The sequence below is a fragment of the Pseudomonas sp. NPDC087612 genome (assembly GCF_044743505.1).
In the GTDB taxonomy this organism is placed as follows: domain Bacteria; phylum Pseudomonadota; class Gammaproteobacteria; order Pseudomonadales; family Pseudomonadaceae; genus Aquipseudomonas.
The window spans coordinates 725,221-740,921 of the sequence record NZ_JBIUWO010000001.1 but is presented as its reverse complement, the minus strand read 5'-3'; the positions used below and the strand labels follow the sequence as shown (position 1 = coordinate 740,921).

Sequence of the window (15,701 nt, the reverse complement as noted above, 5' to 3'; positions counted from 1 at the left end):
GGTCAAGCCCGCTCCTACAGTAGATCTGCGTACACCGGACCTGTGGGAGCGGGCTTGACCCGCGATGAGGCCCTCAGCCATTGCCTGCGACCAAAGCCCCCACCACTTGCTCGACACTGGCCTTCAACCCCGCCAGGGCATCCTGGGCATCGGTCTCCACCACCAGCAACTTGGCCCCGGAGGCTGCTATCACCTCGGCGACTTCCTTGCTCGGCTGCTTGTGATGCAGCACCAGCGCCACCTCCTGGTTCTTGAGCTCATCGCCCAGGCGCTTGAGCGCCGCCGCATCCCACTGGTCATCGGCCACCTGCGGGTGGTCGATCAGGTCCAGGTTCAATCCGCTGACCAGGTAATCCAGGCGATCCGACAGGTTCACCACGCTGAGGTTGTCCGCTTCGGCCAGGCGCGCTTCGCTGCCGGCACTGAGCTCGAGCAACTGGCGTTTGAGCGCCGCCAGGTTGCTCTGGATTTTCGGTTGGTCGGCCGGGCTCAAGCGCCCCAGGTCGTTGGCCAGCACATCGGCCATGCGCCCGAGGTTGCTCGGGTTCAGCCACGGGTAGCCGGCAAAGGCATTGTTGCCCTGCACGGCGATGCCCGGCAGGGCGCCATCGACCGGGCGCGCGGCGTCGATCTCGACGATGCGGATATTGCTGCGCCGCGCCACCGGGTACAACGGGTCGTCGCTCCAGATCGAGCGCAGGCCGATCACCGCATCGGCGCCGCCAGCAGCCTTTTGCAGGCTGGCACCACCGCGGCCGCTGAAGTACGAGGGCTGGCGCGAGGCCGGAATATTCGCCGGCGCTGCCCGTTGCAGTTTTACCGAGGTGCCGTCGAGCAGGGCGCTGGCCAGCGTGTTGGTCACCGGCAGTGAGGCCAGGACGGTCACCCCGGCCGCTTGTTGTTTGGCCGCTGCCGGGGCGCTCTGGGCCAGGCTCAGGGTCGGCAGGCCGGCCAGGGCCAGGGCCAGGCACAGGTGCTGGAGTTTGAAGGTCATGCCGGGTTTCCTTGCAGGCGTGGAACAAGGCCGCGGGCGAGGGCGGCGAGGGCGAAGCAGCAGCCGGCGACGAGGATGATCGCCGCACCCGAAGGCACCGGCAGGTCGAAGACGATCGGCAGCAGGATGCCTACCAAAGTGCTCAGGGTGGCGATCAGCACCGAAGCCCAGAAAAAGCCCTTGAGCGACTGGCTGATCAAGCGCGCCGCCGCTGCCGGAATCACCAGCAAGGCGCCGACCAGAATTGCACCGATGACTTTCACCGCCGCCACCGTGACCAGGGTCACCAGCACCACGAACAGGTAGTCCAGGCTCTTCACCGCAACGCCGCGCACCGCCGCCAGTTGCGGGTTGAAGCTGGCCAGCATGATGCGGTTGTACAGCGGCAAGGCCAGGGCCAGCACCAGGCTGCCGACGATGCCGAGCACCAGCAGGTCCTGGCCGCTGACGGTCAGCACCGAGCCGAACAGCACGTTCTCGAGGATGTGCACGTTGATCTTGCCGGCCAGCATCAGCAGCAGGCTGGCGCCCAGGGCCAAGGATACCGAGAGGAACACGCCGATCAGGGTGTCGGGCGACAGCCCGGTGCGGTTGCGCAGAAAGTTCAGCAGGATGCCGAACAGCAGGCAGTAGCCGAACAGGCTGCCATAGGGACCGGTGTAGGGTTCGCCAAGCAGGATGCCGATGGCAACGCCGGTCAGTGCCGCGTGGCCGACCGCTTCGGAGAAGAAGGCAAAGCGCTTGACCACCACCAGGGTGCCAAGGCCGCCGAGCACCGGGCCGATCATCAGGCCGGCGAGCAGGGCATTGACCACAAAGCCGTAGGCCAGGGCCTCGGGCAGGTAACCGGCAGTGGCCCAGCCCTGGATCAGCAGGCGAAATTCTTCGTAGTTCATCAGGCGGTGCTCTCGCTGCGCGGGTGGATGGAGAACAGGCTGAGCAGGCGGTCCGGGGTCAGTGCCTGTTTCGGCGGCGCATCGAACAGCACCCGGCGACTCAGGCCGGTAACGCGGTCGGCCAGGCGTGCCACGGCTTCCAGGTCGTGTTCGATCCACAGCACCGTGGTGCCGGCAGCGCGCCACTCGTGCAGCAGGCGCTCGAACACCTGGATGCCGGCCTCGTCCAGCGCCGACATCGGCTCATCGAGCACCAGCAATTGCGGCGCCGGGATCAGCCCCTGGGCCAGCAGCACGCGCTGGCGCTCGCCCCCGGAGAGGGCGCCCATGCGCCGCTTGCGCTTGTCGAGCATGCCCACCCGCTGCAGCGCCGCGTCGATGGCCGGCGCCACCTTGGCTGACAGGCCGAGAAAGGCCGGGCGGCGCTGGCACATGGCGGCCATGAAGTCGTCCACGGTCATTGGCAGGCCACGGTCGAATTCCAGGGCCTGGGGTACGTAGCCGATGATCTGCTGGTCGCCCGGCCAGGTCAGGGTCAACTGGCCCTGGTGCGGCATCTGCCCGAGCAGGGTCTTGATCAGCGAGCTCTTGCCGCCGCCATTGGGCCCGACCAGCGCATGCACGCTGCCGGCGGCAACGTTGAAGCTGACCTTGTCGAGGATGCGCGTGCGGCCCAGGGTCAGGTCGACCTCGGCGAAGGCAATGTCCGGCCCGCAGGCGCGGTTGAGCAGCGGCTGGGCCACGGTCATGCCTGGGACTCCTTGATCGCCCGCACCACGGTGTCGAGGTTGCGCTTCATCTCGACTTCGTACTTCTCCTTGCTGTATTCGCCGTAGGAGATGTGCGTCAGCGGGTAGATCTTCACCCCTGACTCACGCTGGATGGTTTCGACATAGGCCGAAGGGAAGTCCATCTCCGAGAAGATCACCTTCACATCCAGGGCCTTGAGCTGGTCGATGGTCTTTTTCAGCTGGCTCGGGCTGGGTTCGATGCCATGGGCCGGTTCCACCACGGCGGTGACCTCCAGGCCGAACTCGCGCACCAGGTAATCGTAGGCGGCGTGGATGGTCGCCACGCGAAATTCGGCGCCCGGCGCTTCGGTGACCTGGGCCAGGGCTTCGGCGCGCAGTTTGCGCAGGCGCTTGGCGTAGGCGCGGGCGTTCTGGCTGTAGTACTTGGCGTTGTCCGGGTCGAGCTTGCCCAGTTCGCGGGCGATGTTGTTGACCTGGGCGATGCTGGCGCTGATCGACAGGAAGGTATGCGGGTTGACCACCTTGCCGGCGCCGCGCGCGGCCACGCCGGTGGCGGCCAGCAGCGGTACGTTGCTGTTCGATTCGATGGTGGCGATGGCGGGTTTTTCGCTGGCGGCGATCATCCGGTCGGCAAAGTCGTCATGGCCGACGCCGTTGAGCACGATCACGTCCAGGGTACCGATGCGCTTGATGTCCTCGGCCCGTGGCTCGTAGGCATGGGGGTTGAAGCCGGCCGGAATCAGCGGCACCACCTCGGCCTTGTCACCGACGATATTGCTCACGTAGCTGTAGTACGGGTGCAGGGTGATGCCGATACGCAGCGGCTTGCCGTTATCGGCCACGGCCAGGGCGGGCAGGGCGCAGGCGAGGAACACACTTAGAAGGCGACGGGCGAGGGTGGCGCGAAACATGGGGCGTCCTTGTGTCAGTGACGATGCTGGCGGGTGACGCCGGCGTCGTAGTGGGCGGCGATCTGTTGCCAGCCGGCGGCGATCAGCGCGGCCTGGCTGAAGTCGGCAGGGGCGCTGGCGGAAGGACTGCGCTGCAGCCAGACATCAGCGACACCATCGTGGGCCTCGGGCACCAGCAAGAGGAAGCTGCCGGCCACCGTGCTGGCCTGGCTCAGGCCCAGGTAGGCGCGTTCCTGCATCAGTTGCCAGTGGTGCTGGCCGCGGCTGGCGGCGCTGGCATCGGCGACGAAGGGCGGGAAGCCTTCTTCGGCCAGGTCTTCGACGGCCAGCAACTGTGGGGCTTCTTCGCGGCGTGCCTGGATCTCGTCGAAGGCCACCCGCAGGTCGGCATACACGCCTTGCTCGGCGGCCGTCAGGTCGCGGCGGGCATCCAGTTGGTGGGCCTCGATGCTGACCTCGTCATGGCGTTCGCCGCGCAGGGCGACGATGCCGGCGGCCACCGCCAGGATCAACAAACTGACCAGCAGCACGTACAGGGTTTCATGCCCGGCACCGGCCGGGCGCACCACCTGCACGCGGCTCATTGCTCGATATCTGCGTAGTCGATTTCCACCACGTGGCCGGGGCCTGCGTCGAACAGCACATAGAACTCGCCTTCAGGGCGCTTGAAGGTCAGCTTGGAGTTTTCCCCCAGCTTGCCCGGCACCAGGATCTCTTCGTTGTAGCCGATCACGTCGAGGGTTACCCCGGGTGCGCCGCTACCGTCGGAAAAGCCGCCGGTGCATTCGATTTGCCCGCCATCGATCGGCTTGCATTCGCACATCGGGTTGTGGGCCATGGCCTGGCCGCTTGCGCCAAGCAGCAGCAACGGCAGCAGCAGTTTGCGCAACGTCATCATTTGCCTCCTTGTTTGTTCAGCCAGGCGACGGTGGCCGGCGAGGCCTTGCTCAGCGGCACGGCAGCCTGGTGCATGCTGCCGTCCCAGCCTTCGAGGGTGATCCAGATTTCGGCATCGGCGCGGGTCTTGGCCGGCACTGGCAGGTTGGTGCTCATGCGGTACGGGGTGCCGAAGAAAATCGTCCCGGCGGCGCGCAGGCTGCGCGGCTTGCCGATGCGCAGGTAAGCCGCCTTGACCTCGGGAATGCAGGCCTGGCACAGAGCAATGTTGAAGGCCTTGAAGTAACCGGCAGGGCCATCGGCGCGCGGTGCTTCATCGCGCAACTCGGCCAGCTGCACGCTCCACGGCCCGACCTTGATCTCGCCCAGCTCGCGCTCGCCCAGACCGCTGTCACCGCGAAACAGCGCGGCATCGGCAAAGTACTTGGGCATGAAGCCGAGCGGGATCAGCAACAGCAGGATGTTCAGGTGAAAGCGCCACTTGTGCCAGAAGCGGCTCAACGGGCTTTGCGGCGCAACTGCTGCCTTGCTCATAGGCTGGCCTCCGTGGCGGTGTCGGTAGCGCTGGCGGTTTGCTTACGCGGCCTTTGCTCGCGCTTGAGGGCGGCAGCGGTGGCCTGGGCGGTGCGCTTGGTCCAGATCAGCAGGCCGCTCAAGACCATCATCGACAGCACCAGGCCGAAGAATGCCCAGATCAGCTTGATCGCCAGGCCGCCGAAGTCACCGGTGTGCAGCGGGCGCATGGATTCGGTGACGAACTCCAGGGTCGAGCGGTCGTTGATCAGGAACTGCGCCTCGATCTTGCTGTTGTACGGATTGACGTTGACGGTCTGGAACATCAGCGGGTACCAGCCGCGCCCGCCCAGGTAGACGTGGGCGTAGGCGTTGCCGGGCAGCGACACGAAGCTCACATCAAGGCCGGGGATCTGCTCTTTGGCGATGCGCGTGGCGTCATCCAGGCTGATGCGCGGTGCCGGTGCGCCGGATTCGGTGCGCGGCACGTCTTCGCGGGCAATCACCGGCACCACCGGTTCGGTGGAAATGGTGATGTGGTTGTCACCGAGGATCGCCTGGATCAGGAACCAGGTGCCGGTGATGGAAATCACCGCAATGAACCAGATCGACCAAATGCCGCTGAGGCGGTGGAAGTCGCCCCAGAAGATCCGCGCGCCATGGTTAAAACGCAACGTCGGCTTAAAGAATCCCTTCCAGAAGCGTTTATAGACCACCAGCCCGGTAACCAGCGAGGCCAGCATCGGCAGGCCGAGCAGCGACACCAAATACCAGCCCCAGCTGTAGCCATTGGTGAACGGCACCAGCCACCAGCCGTGCAGGGCACGGGTGAAACCCTCGAAGTTGAACGCCGGGCTCTTGCCCTGGATCGCCCCGGTATAGGGGTTGACGTACAGGGTCGGGGCGCTGCCGTCGGGGAAGGTGACCGCCGCGGTCAGGGCAAAGTGCGAACCGTCCGGCTGGCTGATAAAGCGCACGGCCATGTCCGGCTCGGCCTTGTGCAGGGCATCGAGCACCTGCTGGAAGCTCAGCCGCTCGGCGTCGCCGTCGGGCTTGCTGGCGCGCACATCAGGGTTGGCCAGCCAGACGATCTCCTGGCTGACCACCGCCAGGGTGCCGGTGACGCAGACGATCAGGACGAAAAACCAGATCGGCAGGGCGAGCCAGCTATGGACCAGGAACCACAGCCTGGATTTGGACTTTTTCGCTTTCTGGGACATTGCAGGTGTCTTTTCAGAGAAATTGAGGTCGAGCCAATGCTCAGCCTTGGGACTGCAATAGATAAGACGAACGAGAATCGTAAAACCCGCAGGGTTAGTTGAAAGCAAATGTTTCAAAGCTGCTGGGTCATCAGCCCGATGCGCTTAATTTTCATTCGCGGTCATCCGTTTTTCTTGAATTACCGGGCCTGCAGGCTCGTTGTTCCCCTGGATGGATGAAAGTCGATGAATGCCGAAGATGCCCGCAAGCTTGCCCGCCGATTCATAGAGTTGCCGTTGGAAAAGCGCCGCATCTTTCTTCAGGGGCTGGCCCGCGAAGGGGTCGACTTTGCCCAGTTCCCGATCCCGGCCCAGGTGCCGGTGGCCGGGCAGGGCGGCTTGTCCTATGCCCAGCAGCGCATGTGGCTGTTGTGGCAACTGGAGCCTGGCAGCGCGGCCTACAACCTGCCCAGCGCCGTGCGCCTGCAGGGCAACCTGGATGTCGAGGCGCTGGAACAGGCGTTTGCCAGCCTGGTACAGCGCCACGAAACCCTGCGCAGTGTGTTTGTTCAGCAAGCCGATGAGCGCCTGGCGCTGATGCCGGCTGCGCAATGGCCGCAGGTCGAGCACCTGGACCTCGGTGTGCTGGATGCCGCCGAACGTGAACAGCGCGTGCGGGCCCTGGCCGAGCAACAGTCGCTGCAGCCCTTCGACCTGGCCCGGGGGCCGTTGCTGCGGGTGCTGCTGCTCAAGCTCAAGGCCGATGAGCACGTGCTGTTGATGACTTTGCACCATATCGTTTCCGACGGTTGGTCGATGAACGTCCTGATTGAAGAGTTCAGCCAGTTGTACGCCGCGCACCTGGGCAAGCAGGTGCCGGCCCTGGCCGCGCTACCCATCCAGTACAGCGATTACGCCCTGTGGCAGCGCTGCTGGCTGGAAGCGGGCGAGAAGCAGCGTCAGCTCGACTACTGGCGCGCGCAGTTGGGCGAGGAGCACCCGCCGCTGGAACTGGCGCTGGATCATTCGCGCCCGGCGTTGCCCAGCTATCGCGGTGCACGCCAGCGCTTGAGCCTGGACCCGCAACTGGCCGAGGCCCTGGGCGCGTTTGCCCGCAGCCAGGGCGTGACCCTGTTCATGCTGCTGCTCGGGGCGTTCAACATTCTCCTGTACCGCTACACAGGTCAGGGTGACCTGCGCGTTGGCGTGCCGATTGCCAACCGCAACCGCAGTGAGATCGAAGGCCTGATCGGCTGCTTCGTCAACACCCAGGTACTGCGTACCCGGCTCGACGGGCAGACGACCGTCAGCCAACTGCTGGCGGCGGTCAAGGACACGGTGTTGGGGGCCCAGTCGCACCAGGACCTGCCGTTCGAGCAACTGCTGGAGGCCTTTGCCCTTGAGCGCAGCCTCAGCCACACGCCGTTGTTCCAGGTGATGTACAACCATCAGCCGCAGGTCGCCGACGTCACCACGCTGCACCTGGCGGGCGGGCTGCAGATGAGCCAGGTCGACTGGCAAAGCCGCACCACCCAGTTTGACCTGAGCCTGGATACCTTTGAGCAGGGCGGGCGTCTGCAGGCTGTAATCACCTACGCCAGCGACCTGTTCGAGGCGCCAACCATCGAGCGTATGGGCCGGCATTGGCAGAACCTGCTGGGTTCGATGCTGGCCGCACCGCACGCGCCTGTCGAGCAGTTGCGCATGCTTGATGTTCAAGAGTTGCAGCGTATCGTCGTCGACTGGAACGCGACATCCATTGATTATCCACTGCAGCAACCGCTGCACCGGCTGATCGAAGCCCAGGTCGAGCGCAGCCCCCATGCCACGGCGGTGCTGTTTGCCGATCAAACGCTCAGCTATGCCGAGCTCAACGCCCGCGCCAACCAGCTTGCCCATTGCCTGATCGAAGCCGGCATCGGTGCCGACAGCCTGGTCGGCATTGCTGTCGAGCGTTCGCTGCAGATGGTTGTCGGCCTGCTGGCGATCCTCAAGGCCGGCGCCGCCTACGTGCCGTTCGACCCCGACTACCCGGCCGAGCGGCTGGCCTACATGATCGAGGACAGCGGCGTGCGCCTGGTACTGACCCAGGCGGCGCTGACCGAGCGCTTGCCGTTGCAGGCGGTGCAGGTGATGGTGCTGGACCAGGCCGGTGCCTGGCTGGGTGGCTATGCCACGAGCAACCCGAACATCGTCGTCGACCCGCTGCAGTTGGCCTATGTGATTTACACCTCGGGCTCCACCGGCCGCCCCAAAGGCGCCGGCAACAGCCACGCGGCGCTGGTCAACCGGCTGTGCTGGATGCAACAGGCTTATGGCCTGGAGGCCGGCGACACGGTACTGCAAAAAACCCCGTTCAGCTTTGACGTGTCGGTCTGGGAGTTCTTCTGGCCGCTGCTCAGCGGTGCCCGCCTGGCGGTGGCCGCGCCGGGCGAACACCGCGAGCCTGCGCGGCTGATTGCCACGATCGAGCGTTATCAGGTCACTACCCTGCATTTTGTTCCGTCGATGCTCCAGGCATTTATTCATGAGCCGGGTGTCGAGGGTTGTCGCAGCCTCAAGCGTATCGTCTGCAGTGGCGAGGCGCTGCCGGTGGATGCCCAGCAACAGGTGTTTGCCAGGTTGCCGCAGGCCGGGCTTTACAACCTCTACGGCCCGACCGAAGCGGCCATCGATGTTACCCACTGGAGCTGCGTGGACGAGGGCCGCGACAGCGTGCCGATCGGGGTGCCGATCGCCAACCTGCGTACCTTGGTGCTGGATGCTAGCCTCGCGCCCGTACCGCCCGGGGTTGCGGGTGAGCTGTACCTCGGGGGGCAAGGCCTGGCCCGCGGCTATCACCGCCGCCCGGGGTTGACCGCCGAGCGTTTTGTGGTTGACCCGTTTGGCAGTGGCGAGCGCTTGTACCGCACTGGCGACCGTGTGCGACAGCGGGTCGACGGGGTTATCGAGTACCTGGGGCGCTTTGATCATCAGGTCAAGATCCGCGGCCTGCGCATTGAACTGGGCGAAATCGAGGCGCGCCTGGTTCAGCATGCTCTGGTGCGCGAGGCCGTGGTGCTGGCCCCGGAGGGCAAGCAACTGGTGGCGTACCTGGTGTTTGAAGGTGAGGCACCGGATGACTGGCAAGCCCGGCTCAAGGCCTGGCTGCTGCAGAGCCTGCCCGAATTCATGCTGCCCAATCACCTGATGGTCTTGCCGGCGTTGCCGCTGACACCCAACGGCAAGCTCGACCGCAAGGCGTTGCCTGCGCCCCAGGCTGCCCCCAAAGGCGCCTACCAGGCCCCGGGCAGTGAACGTGAGCGCGCCCTGGCGCAGATCTGGCAGACCCTGCTGGGGCATGAGCGCATTGGTCTGGATGACAACTTTTTTGAGCTGGGCGGTGACTCGATCATTGCCATCCAGGTGGTCAGCCGCGCGCGCCAGGCCGGCCTGCTGCTGGCGCCGCGCGATCTGTTCCAGTACCAGACGTTGCGCAGCCTGGCGCAGGCGGCGCAAGCCGGTACGGTACGCGAAATCGAGCAGGGGCCGGTGCATGGCGATGTAGCCTTGACCCCGGTGCAACAGGGCTTTTTTGAGCTGTCACTGACGCAACCGGCGCACTGGAACCAGTCATTGCTGCTCAATGCGCGGCAAACGCTGGAGCCTGCGTTGCTGGAAGCGGCGCTCAAGGCGCTGGTCGATCACCATGATGCCCTGCGCTTGCGCTTTGAGCCGCTGGGCGCGAGCTGGCGCCAGTTTCACCAGGCCCCGCCAGCGGCCCTTGAGCTGTGGCAGCGTCAGGCCGATACGCCGACCCAGCTACTTGAGCTGTGCGAAGCCGCCCAGCGCAGCCTCGATCTGCAGCAGGGGCCGTTGCTGCGGGCCCTGTTGGTGCACATGGGCGATGGCAGTCAACGCCTGTTGCTGGTGGTTCATCACTTGCTGGTCGACGGGGTTTCCTGGCGGATCCTGCTCGAAGACCTGCAGTCGGCCTATACCCGGTTGCAGGCCGGGCAAGCTGTGCAACTGCCCGCCAAGACCAGTGCCTATCAGGCCTGGTCTGTGCAGCTGCAGGATTACCTCGAGCGTGCCGGCGAGCAACTGCCATATTGGCAAGCGCAGCTTGAGCACTCTGTGGACCTGCCCTGTGACAACCGCCAGGGCACGCTGTACAACCGCGACGCGGCAAGCATTGAAATCCGCCTCGATGCGCAGCACACCCGGCAATTGTTGCAGGACGCCGTGGGCGCTTACCGCACCCAGGTCAATGATCTGCTGCTGACCGCCCTGGCGCGGGCGGTGTGTCGCTGGACGGGGCATGACAGTGCGTTGCTGCAGTTGGAGGGCCATGGCCGCGAAGATCTGTTCGAACACCTGGACCTGACCCGTACCGTGGGTTGGTTCACCAGTATTTTCCCGCTTCGGCTGGTACCCGAGGATGATCTTGGGGCTTCGATCAAATCGATCAAGGAGCAGTTGCGGGCGGTGCCTGATCGAGGCCTGGGCTTTGGCGTGCTGCGTTACCTGGGGAGCGCGCAGCAGCGCGCAAGCCTGGGCGGTGATGCGCTTGCACCGCGGATCACCTTCAACTACCTGGGGCGTTTTGACAGTCAGTTCGACGAGCGCGCCTTGCTGTATCCGGCCAGTGAGCCGGGTGGCGCCGGGCAGGCCAGCGATGCGCCATTGGCCAACTGGCTGAGTATCGAGGGGCAAGTCTATGCAGGGCAACTGGGCCTGCGCCTGACGTTCAGTCAAGCCATGTTCCAGGCAAGTACCGTCCAGGCCTTGGCCGATGCCTACCTCGATGAGCTGCAAGGCTTGATCGGGCATTGCTGCCAGCTGCCAGGCGCGCAGGCGACACCATCGGATTTCCCCCTGGCCAGGCTTGGGCAGGCGCAACTCGATCAGCTTGCGCCGCTGCTCGACCAGGTCGATGAGCTTTACCCGCTGTCGCCCATGCAGCAGGGCATGCTGTTTCATGCCCTGTACAGCAACAACGGCGCCGAGTACGTCAACCAGTTACGGGTTGACGTCGACGGCCTGGAGCCGGAACGCTTTCGCCAGGCGTGGGAGGCGACGGTGCAGGCCCACGATATTCTGCGCAGTGGTTTTATCTGGGACGGCGGCCTGGCACAGCCGCTGCAGTTTGTCTGCAAGCAGGTCCGGCTTGATCTGCGCGAGCATGATTGGCGCGGCGATGCCGGGCTGGCGTCCAGGCTCCAGGCTCTGGCCCTGAGCCGGCGTCAACACGGCTTCGACTTGCAGGTCGCGGGCTTGTTGAACTTCGATCTGGTGCGCACCGGTGAGCAGCGGCATCACTTGATCTACACCCACCACCATATCCTGATGGATGGCTGGAGCAATGCCAGGCTGCTCGGCGAAGTGCTGGCGCGTTACAACGACCAGCCTGGCGCCTTGCCGGCAAGCCGCTACCGCGACTACATCGAGCATTTGCAGGGTCTTGATGGACGGGCAGCCCAGCAGTTCTGGACTGCGCAGCTGCAGGCGCTGGACGAGCCGCTGCACCTGGCGCGCTACCTGCCCGAAGCGGGCCGGGCGCAAGCTAAGGGCCTGCGTGCAAGCCTGGTCCAGCGCTTCGACGCACAGCACACCGCGCAGCTAAGTGCTTTCGCCCGCCAGCAGAAGATCACCCTCAATACCCTGGTGCAGGCGGCCTGGTTGCTGTTGCTGCAGCACTATAGCGGGCGCCGCAGCGTGGTGGTGGGCACCACGGTGGCCGGGCGCAGCCTGCCGCTGCCGGGGATCGAGCAGCAGATTGGCCTGTTCATCAACACCCTGCCGATCATTGCCAGCCCGCGGCCCGAGCAGACCCTGGCGCAGTGGCTGGAGCAGGTGCAGGCGCTCAACCTTGCGGTGCGCGAGCACGAGCAAACCCCGCTGTTCGAAATCCAGCGCTGGGCGGGGCATCAGGCCCATGCGTTGTTCGACCATATTCTGGTGTTCGAGAACTACCCGCTGGCCGAGGCGTTGCAACAACAGCAGGGCCCTCGGTTTGGTGCGGTGGCGAACCAGGAGCAGACCCACTACGCGTTGTCGGTGGCGGTGACCGTGGGCGATGAGCTGCAGCTCGATTACGACTATGCCTGCGACGCCATCGGCGAGCAGGCGCTGCAGGGCCTGGCCGAGCATTTGCGCACTGTGCTCGAGCAATTGCCGCACGCGTTGTCGACGCCGCTGGGCGAACTGCAGATGTTGGCGCAGGCCGAACGCGAGGCGGTGTTGCAGCGGGCTCAACCTGAGCCGCCGGTGGACGTGCCGCCGTTGGCTATCCATGACTGGGTGCGGCAGCAGGCGGCGCGCACGCCGCAGGCCTGTGCCGTCGAGTATGCCGGCCAGCGCCTGAGCTACGAGCAATTGAACAGCGCAGCCAACCAGTTGGCAGTCCGTTTGCGTGAGGCTGGGGTAGGGGCCGAGGTGGTCGTCGCCATTGCTGTCGAGCGAAGCCTGGAGATGATCATTGGCTTGCTGGCGATCCTCAAGGCCGGTGGCGCCTATCTGCCACTGGACCCCGGTTATCCGCAGGCGCGCATCCGCTTCATGCTCGACGACAGCGCCGCGCGCTTGTTGCTCGTTCAGCCGGGCCTTGCGCTGGACGTGCCGGCGGGCGTTACCCGCCTGGTGCTCGACAGCGCAGCGTACGCCGGGCCGCCAATCGCCGAGGTCAGCACCTGCCTGCACCCGGACAACCTGGCCTACATGATCTACACCTCAGGCTCCACCGGCACCCCGAAAGGCGTGCAGGTGCGGCACGGGGCGCTGGCCAATCACATGCACTGGATGCAGCGCACCCTGCAACTGGAGCCTGCCGACCGGGTTCTACAAAAGACCGCCCTGAGCTTCGACGCTTCGGTCTGGGAGTGCTGGCTGCCATTGATCTGCGGGGCGCAACTGGTCATTGCCGAGCCGGGCTTGTCAGCCGATATGTCCAGGCTCTGGGCCCGGGTCGAAGCACTGGGCATCACCATTGTCCAGGCGGCGCCCTCGTTGCTGCAGGCGGTGCTGCCGGCGGCGACGGCGCAGAACATGGCCAGCTTGCGCTATCTGATGGCGGGGGGCGAGGCCTTGAGTGCAACCCTGGCCAACCAGCTGTTGCAGCGCTGGCCGGGTACGCTGGTCAACCTCTACGGGCCCACCGAAGCCACCATCGAGGTCACCTTCGCCATGCTCACCGGGGCGCTGGAACGGGTCATGGTGCCGATCGGGCGGCCGCTCGATAACGTCCGGCTGCTGGTTTTGGGGCCGGCCCTGCAGCCAGTGCCTGCGGGCGTGGTTGGCGAGTTGTGCATTGCCGGCGACGCACTGGCGCGGGGTTACCATGCGCGGCCCGGGTTGACGGCCGAACGCTTTGTGCCGGACCCGTTCGCCGCGCAACCTGGCGGGCGCCTGTACCGCACTGGCGATCTGGGCTGCTACGCGGCAGATGGGCAGATCGAGTATGCCGGGCGCGCCGATCATCAAGTCAAGGTCCGTGGCTTTCGTATCGAAACCGGTGAGATCGAGCGTCATTTGCTGGCCGATGCGCGGGTCCGTGATGCGGTGGTTGTGGCCCAGCAAGAGCAAGGTGTACAGCAGTTGGTGGGCTACCTGGTGGGGGCCGACCGGCAGCTGTTCGAGGACGCGGCGCAGGGCCAGCAACTGTGCAGCGAGTTGCGCCAGTCCCTGGCTTTGAACCTGCCGGCGCACATGCTGCCGACACGCCTGAGCGTCGTTGCACATCTGCCCTTGACCCCGAACGGCAAGCTCGACCGCAAGGCCTTGCTGGCGCTAGCCGACAGCAGCGTCGCCAGCAAGCCTTATCGGCCCGCCAGCACCGCGCTGCAGCAGCAGGTCGCCCAGGTCTGGCAGGAGGTCCTCAAGCTTGAGCGGGTCGGGCTCGACGACCAGTTCTTCGAGCTGGGCGGCCATTCATTGCTGGCGACCCAGGTGATCAGTCGACTGCGCCATGAACTGCAGCTGGACCTGCCTTTGCGCGCGCTGTTTGACAGCCCGTCGCTACAGGCATTCGTCGAGCAGTTACCGGCAAGCGGAAGTCGACGCGTGCTGCCGGACTTGCATGGGGTCGATGCTTCGCAGCCGCAGCCGCTGTCTTATGCTCAGCAGCGCTTGTGGTTCCTCTGGCAACTTGAACCGCAAAGTTCGATGTACAACATTCCGCGCGCGCTGGAGTTGCTCGGGCCATTGCAGGTCGAGGCCGTGCGCCTGGCCTTCGAAGCCCTGGTTGCGCGCCACGCGGTGCTGCGCACGACGTTCTACGAGGATCAGGGCGAAAGCTGGCAGCGGGTCCAGGCGCACTTGCCCGTGCCGTTCGAGAGTGTCGACTTGCAGGCGCTGGACAGCGCCAACCGGCAGGTGGTGCTGGCGCAACAGGTGCAGCAAGAGGCCCTGCGCCCCTTCGACCTGCAGCGTGGGCCGCTGCTGCGGGTGCAGTTGCTGTGCACCGAGCCAGAGCGCCACGTGCTGCTGGTGACGCTGCATCACATCGTCGCCGACCACTGGTCGTTTGCCATTTTGATCCGCGAGTTCAGCGCGCTCTACCAGGCATTTGCCACCGGTGTGGCGCCTGGCTTGAGCGCGCCAGGCCTGCAGTACCTCGATTTTGCGGTGTGGCAGCGTCAATGGCTGGCAGCTGGGGAGCATGACCGGCAGTTGCAGTACTGGCAGCAGCAACTGGGCAGCGAGCATTTCTTCACCACCTTGCCGGCCAGTGGCAGCGGCGCATCCGCCGATCAGCAGCAAGACTGCGAGGTGTACGAGTTTGCCCTTGAGCAGGGCTTGAGCGAGCGCTTGCGTCAGTTTGCCAAGGCACAGGGCCTGACCCTGTACATGCTCCTGCTGGCCGGCTTTGCCCTGGTCGTCAGCCAGCGCTGTGGCGCTGCCCGGGTCCGCCTGGGGACGGATGTCGCCAACCGAAATCACGCCGGCGTTGAAGAAATGGTCGGCTTCTTCGTCAATCAATTGGTACTGCAACTCTCGGTGGATCAACAACAGACGATCGGCAGTTTCCTGGCGTCCTGCCGCACCACGGTCATCGGTGCTTCGGACCATCAGGACCTGCCGTTCGATCGCCTGGTGGAGGCGCTGCGGTTGCCGCGTCGTTCAGGCAAGTCGCCGTTGTTCGCGATCAAATTCATCTACCAGGAACAAGGGGCGCAGCCGGTGGCTATCGATGGGCTGCAGATCAGGCCCTGGGCCGCGGGACAGGCGGCAGCGGAGCTGGACCTGATCGCCGAGTTCGTCAACTCGTCGACGACCATCGGGGTTGGCTTCAAATGCATTACCGGGCTGTACGAAGGCAATGACATGGCCTGTCTGTTTGCGCAGACGGCCTTGGTACTCGAACAGATGATTCAGGCGCCAGAGCAACCGCTCCAGGCTCTGCTCGACGCCTCGCGGGCCGTGCAGGAGCAGGCCGGCAAGGATCAGGCGCTAGCGCGCAGAACGCAATTGCTGCAGCAGCACCCGATTCGCCGGCGCTCGCCTCAGAGCGCAGGCAGCAACCAGGTGAATTGAAGCAGCGCCCGGACGGATCTATCGGT

General features: G+C 65.2%; 9 protein-coding genes. 1 reads left to right on the top strand and 8 read right to left on the bottom strand.

Annotated features, from left to right (window positions below):
* Positions 1 to 73 precede the first annotated feature (73 nt).
* From ACIOVF_RS03180 to ACIOVF_RS03145, 8 genes are read right to left on the bottom strand one after another with little or no spacing between them, the layout of a single operon-like run.
* Positions 74 to 994 carry a metal ABC transporter solute-binding protein, Zn/Mn family gene (locus tag ACIOVF_RS03180; RefSeq protein ID WP_401287434.1) on the bottom strand — a complete coding sequence of 307 codons (921 nt, stop codon included), beginning with the start codon at positions 992 to 994 and terminating at the stop codon, positions 74 to 76.
* On the bottom strand, positions 991 to 1,890 hold the full coding sequence (locus ACIOVF_RS03175) for a metal ABC transporter permease (protein WP_045194622.1): 900 nt from the start codon (positions 1,888 to 1,890) through the stop codon (positions 991 to 993). Before ACIOVF_RS03175 ends, ACIOVF_RS03180 begins: the two co-directional genes overlap by 4 nt.
* Complete coding sequence (locus tag ACIOVF_RS03170; RefSeq protein WP_045194621.1) at positions 1,890 to 2,639, bottom strand: metal ABC transporter ATP-binding protein; 750 nt, start codon at positions 2,637 to 2,639, stop codon at positions 1,890 to 1,892. Before ACIOVF_RS03170 ends, ACIOVF_RS03175 begins: the two co-directional genes overlap by 1 nt.
* Positions 2,636 to 3,553, bottom strand: coding sequence for a metal ABC transporter substrate-binding protein (locus tag ACIOVF_RS03165; protein WP_045194619.1), 918 nt, complete (start codon positions 3,551 to 3,553; stop codon positions 2,636 to 2,638). Before ACIOVF_RS03165 ends, ACIOVF_RS03170 begins: the two co-directional genes overlap by 4 nt.
* Positions 3,554 to 3,567: 14 nt before the next feature.
* Entirely contained in the window at positions 3,568 to 4,137 is a 570-nt protein-coding gene (locus ACIOVF_RS03160) for a DUF6162 family protein (RefSeq protein ID WP_401287429.1), read from the bottom strand.
* Positions 4,134 to 4,451 (bottom strand): hypothetical protein, encoded by a 318-nt coding sequence (locus tag ACIOVF_RS03155; protein WP_184959411.1) that lies wholly within the window; start codon positions 4,449 to 4,451, stop codon positions 4,134 to 4,136. The genes ACIOVF_RS03160 and ACIOVF_RS03155 overlap by 4 nt, the downstream gene beginning before the upstream one ends.
* Positions 4,448 to 4,984, bottom strand: a complete 537-nt coding sequence (locus tag ACIOVF_RS03150; RefSeq protein ID WP_401287426.1) for a thiamine pyrophosphate-binding protein — start codon at positions 4,982 to 4,984, stop codon at positions 4,448 to 4,450. The genes ACIOVF_RS03155 and ACIOVF_RS03150 overlap by 4 nt, the downstream gene beginning before the upstream one ends.
* Positions 4,981 to 6,183 carry a PepSY domain-containing protein gene (locus ACIOVF_RS03145; protein WP_045194614.1) on the bottom strand — a complete coding sequence of 401 codons (1,203 nt, stop codon included), beginning with the start codon at positions 6,181 to 6,183 and terminating at the stop codon, positions 4,981 to 4,983. The genes ACIOVF_RS03150 and ACIOVF_RS03145 overlap by 4 nt, the downstream gene beginning before the upstream one ends.
* Before the next feature lie 225 nt (positions 6,184 to 6,408).
* On the opposite strand from ACIOVF_RS03145, the gene ACIOVF_RS03140 reads away from it, so the two are divergent.
* Entirely contained in the window at positions 6,409 to 15,675 is a 9,267-nt protein-coding gene (locus ACIOVF_RS03140) for an amino acid adenylation domain-containing protein (RefSeq protein ID WP_401287423.1), read from the top strand.
* Positions 15,676 to 15,701: the final 26 nt, after the last annotated feature.

Bases quoted from the DNA above. Each gene is read 5' to 3' on its own strand.
- ACIOVF_RS03180 (WP_401287434.1), bottom strand. From the start codon at position 994: ATGACCTTCAAACTCCAGCACCTGTGCCTGGCCCTGGCCCTGGCCGGC.
- ACIOVF_RS03175 (WP_045194622.1), bottom strand. From the start codon at position 1,890: ATGAACTACGAAGAATTTCGCCTGCTGATCCAGGGCTGGGCCACTGCC.
- ACIOVF_RS03170 (WP_045194621.1), bottom strand. From the start codon at position 2,639: ATGACCGTGGCCCAGCCGCTGCTCAACCGCGCCTGCGGGCCGGACATT.
- ACIOVF_RS03165 (WP_045194619.1), bottom strand. From the start codon at position 3,553: ATGTTTCGCGCCACCCTCGCCCGTCGCCTTCTAAGTGTGTTCCTCGCC.
- ACIOVF_RS03160 (WP_401287429.1), bottom strand. From the start codon at position 4,137: ATGAGCCGCGTGCAGGTGGTGCGCCCGGCCGGTGCCGGGCATGAAACC.
- ACIOVF_RS03155 (WP_184959411.1), bottom strand. From the start codon at position 4,451: ATGATGACGTTGCGCAAACTGCTGCTGCCGTTGCTGCTGCTTGGCGCA.
- ACIOVF_RS03150 (WP_401287426.1), bottom strand. From the start codon at position 4,984: ATGAGCAAGGCAGCAGTTGCGCCGCAAAGCCCGTTGAGCCGCTTCTGG.
- ACIOVF_RS03145 (WP_045194614.1), bottom strand. From the start codon at position 6,183: ATGTCCCAGAAAGCGAAAAAGTCCAAATCCAGGCTGTGGTTCCTGGTC.
- ACIOVF_RS03140 (WP_401287423.1), top strand. From the start codon at position 6,409: ATGAATGCCGAAGATGCCCGCAAGCTTGCCCGCCGATTCATAGAGTTG.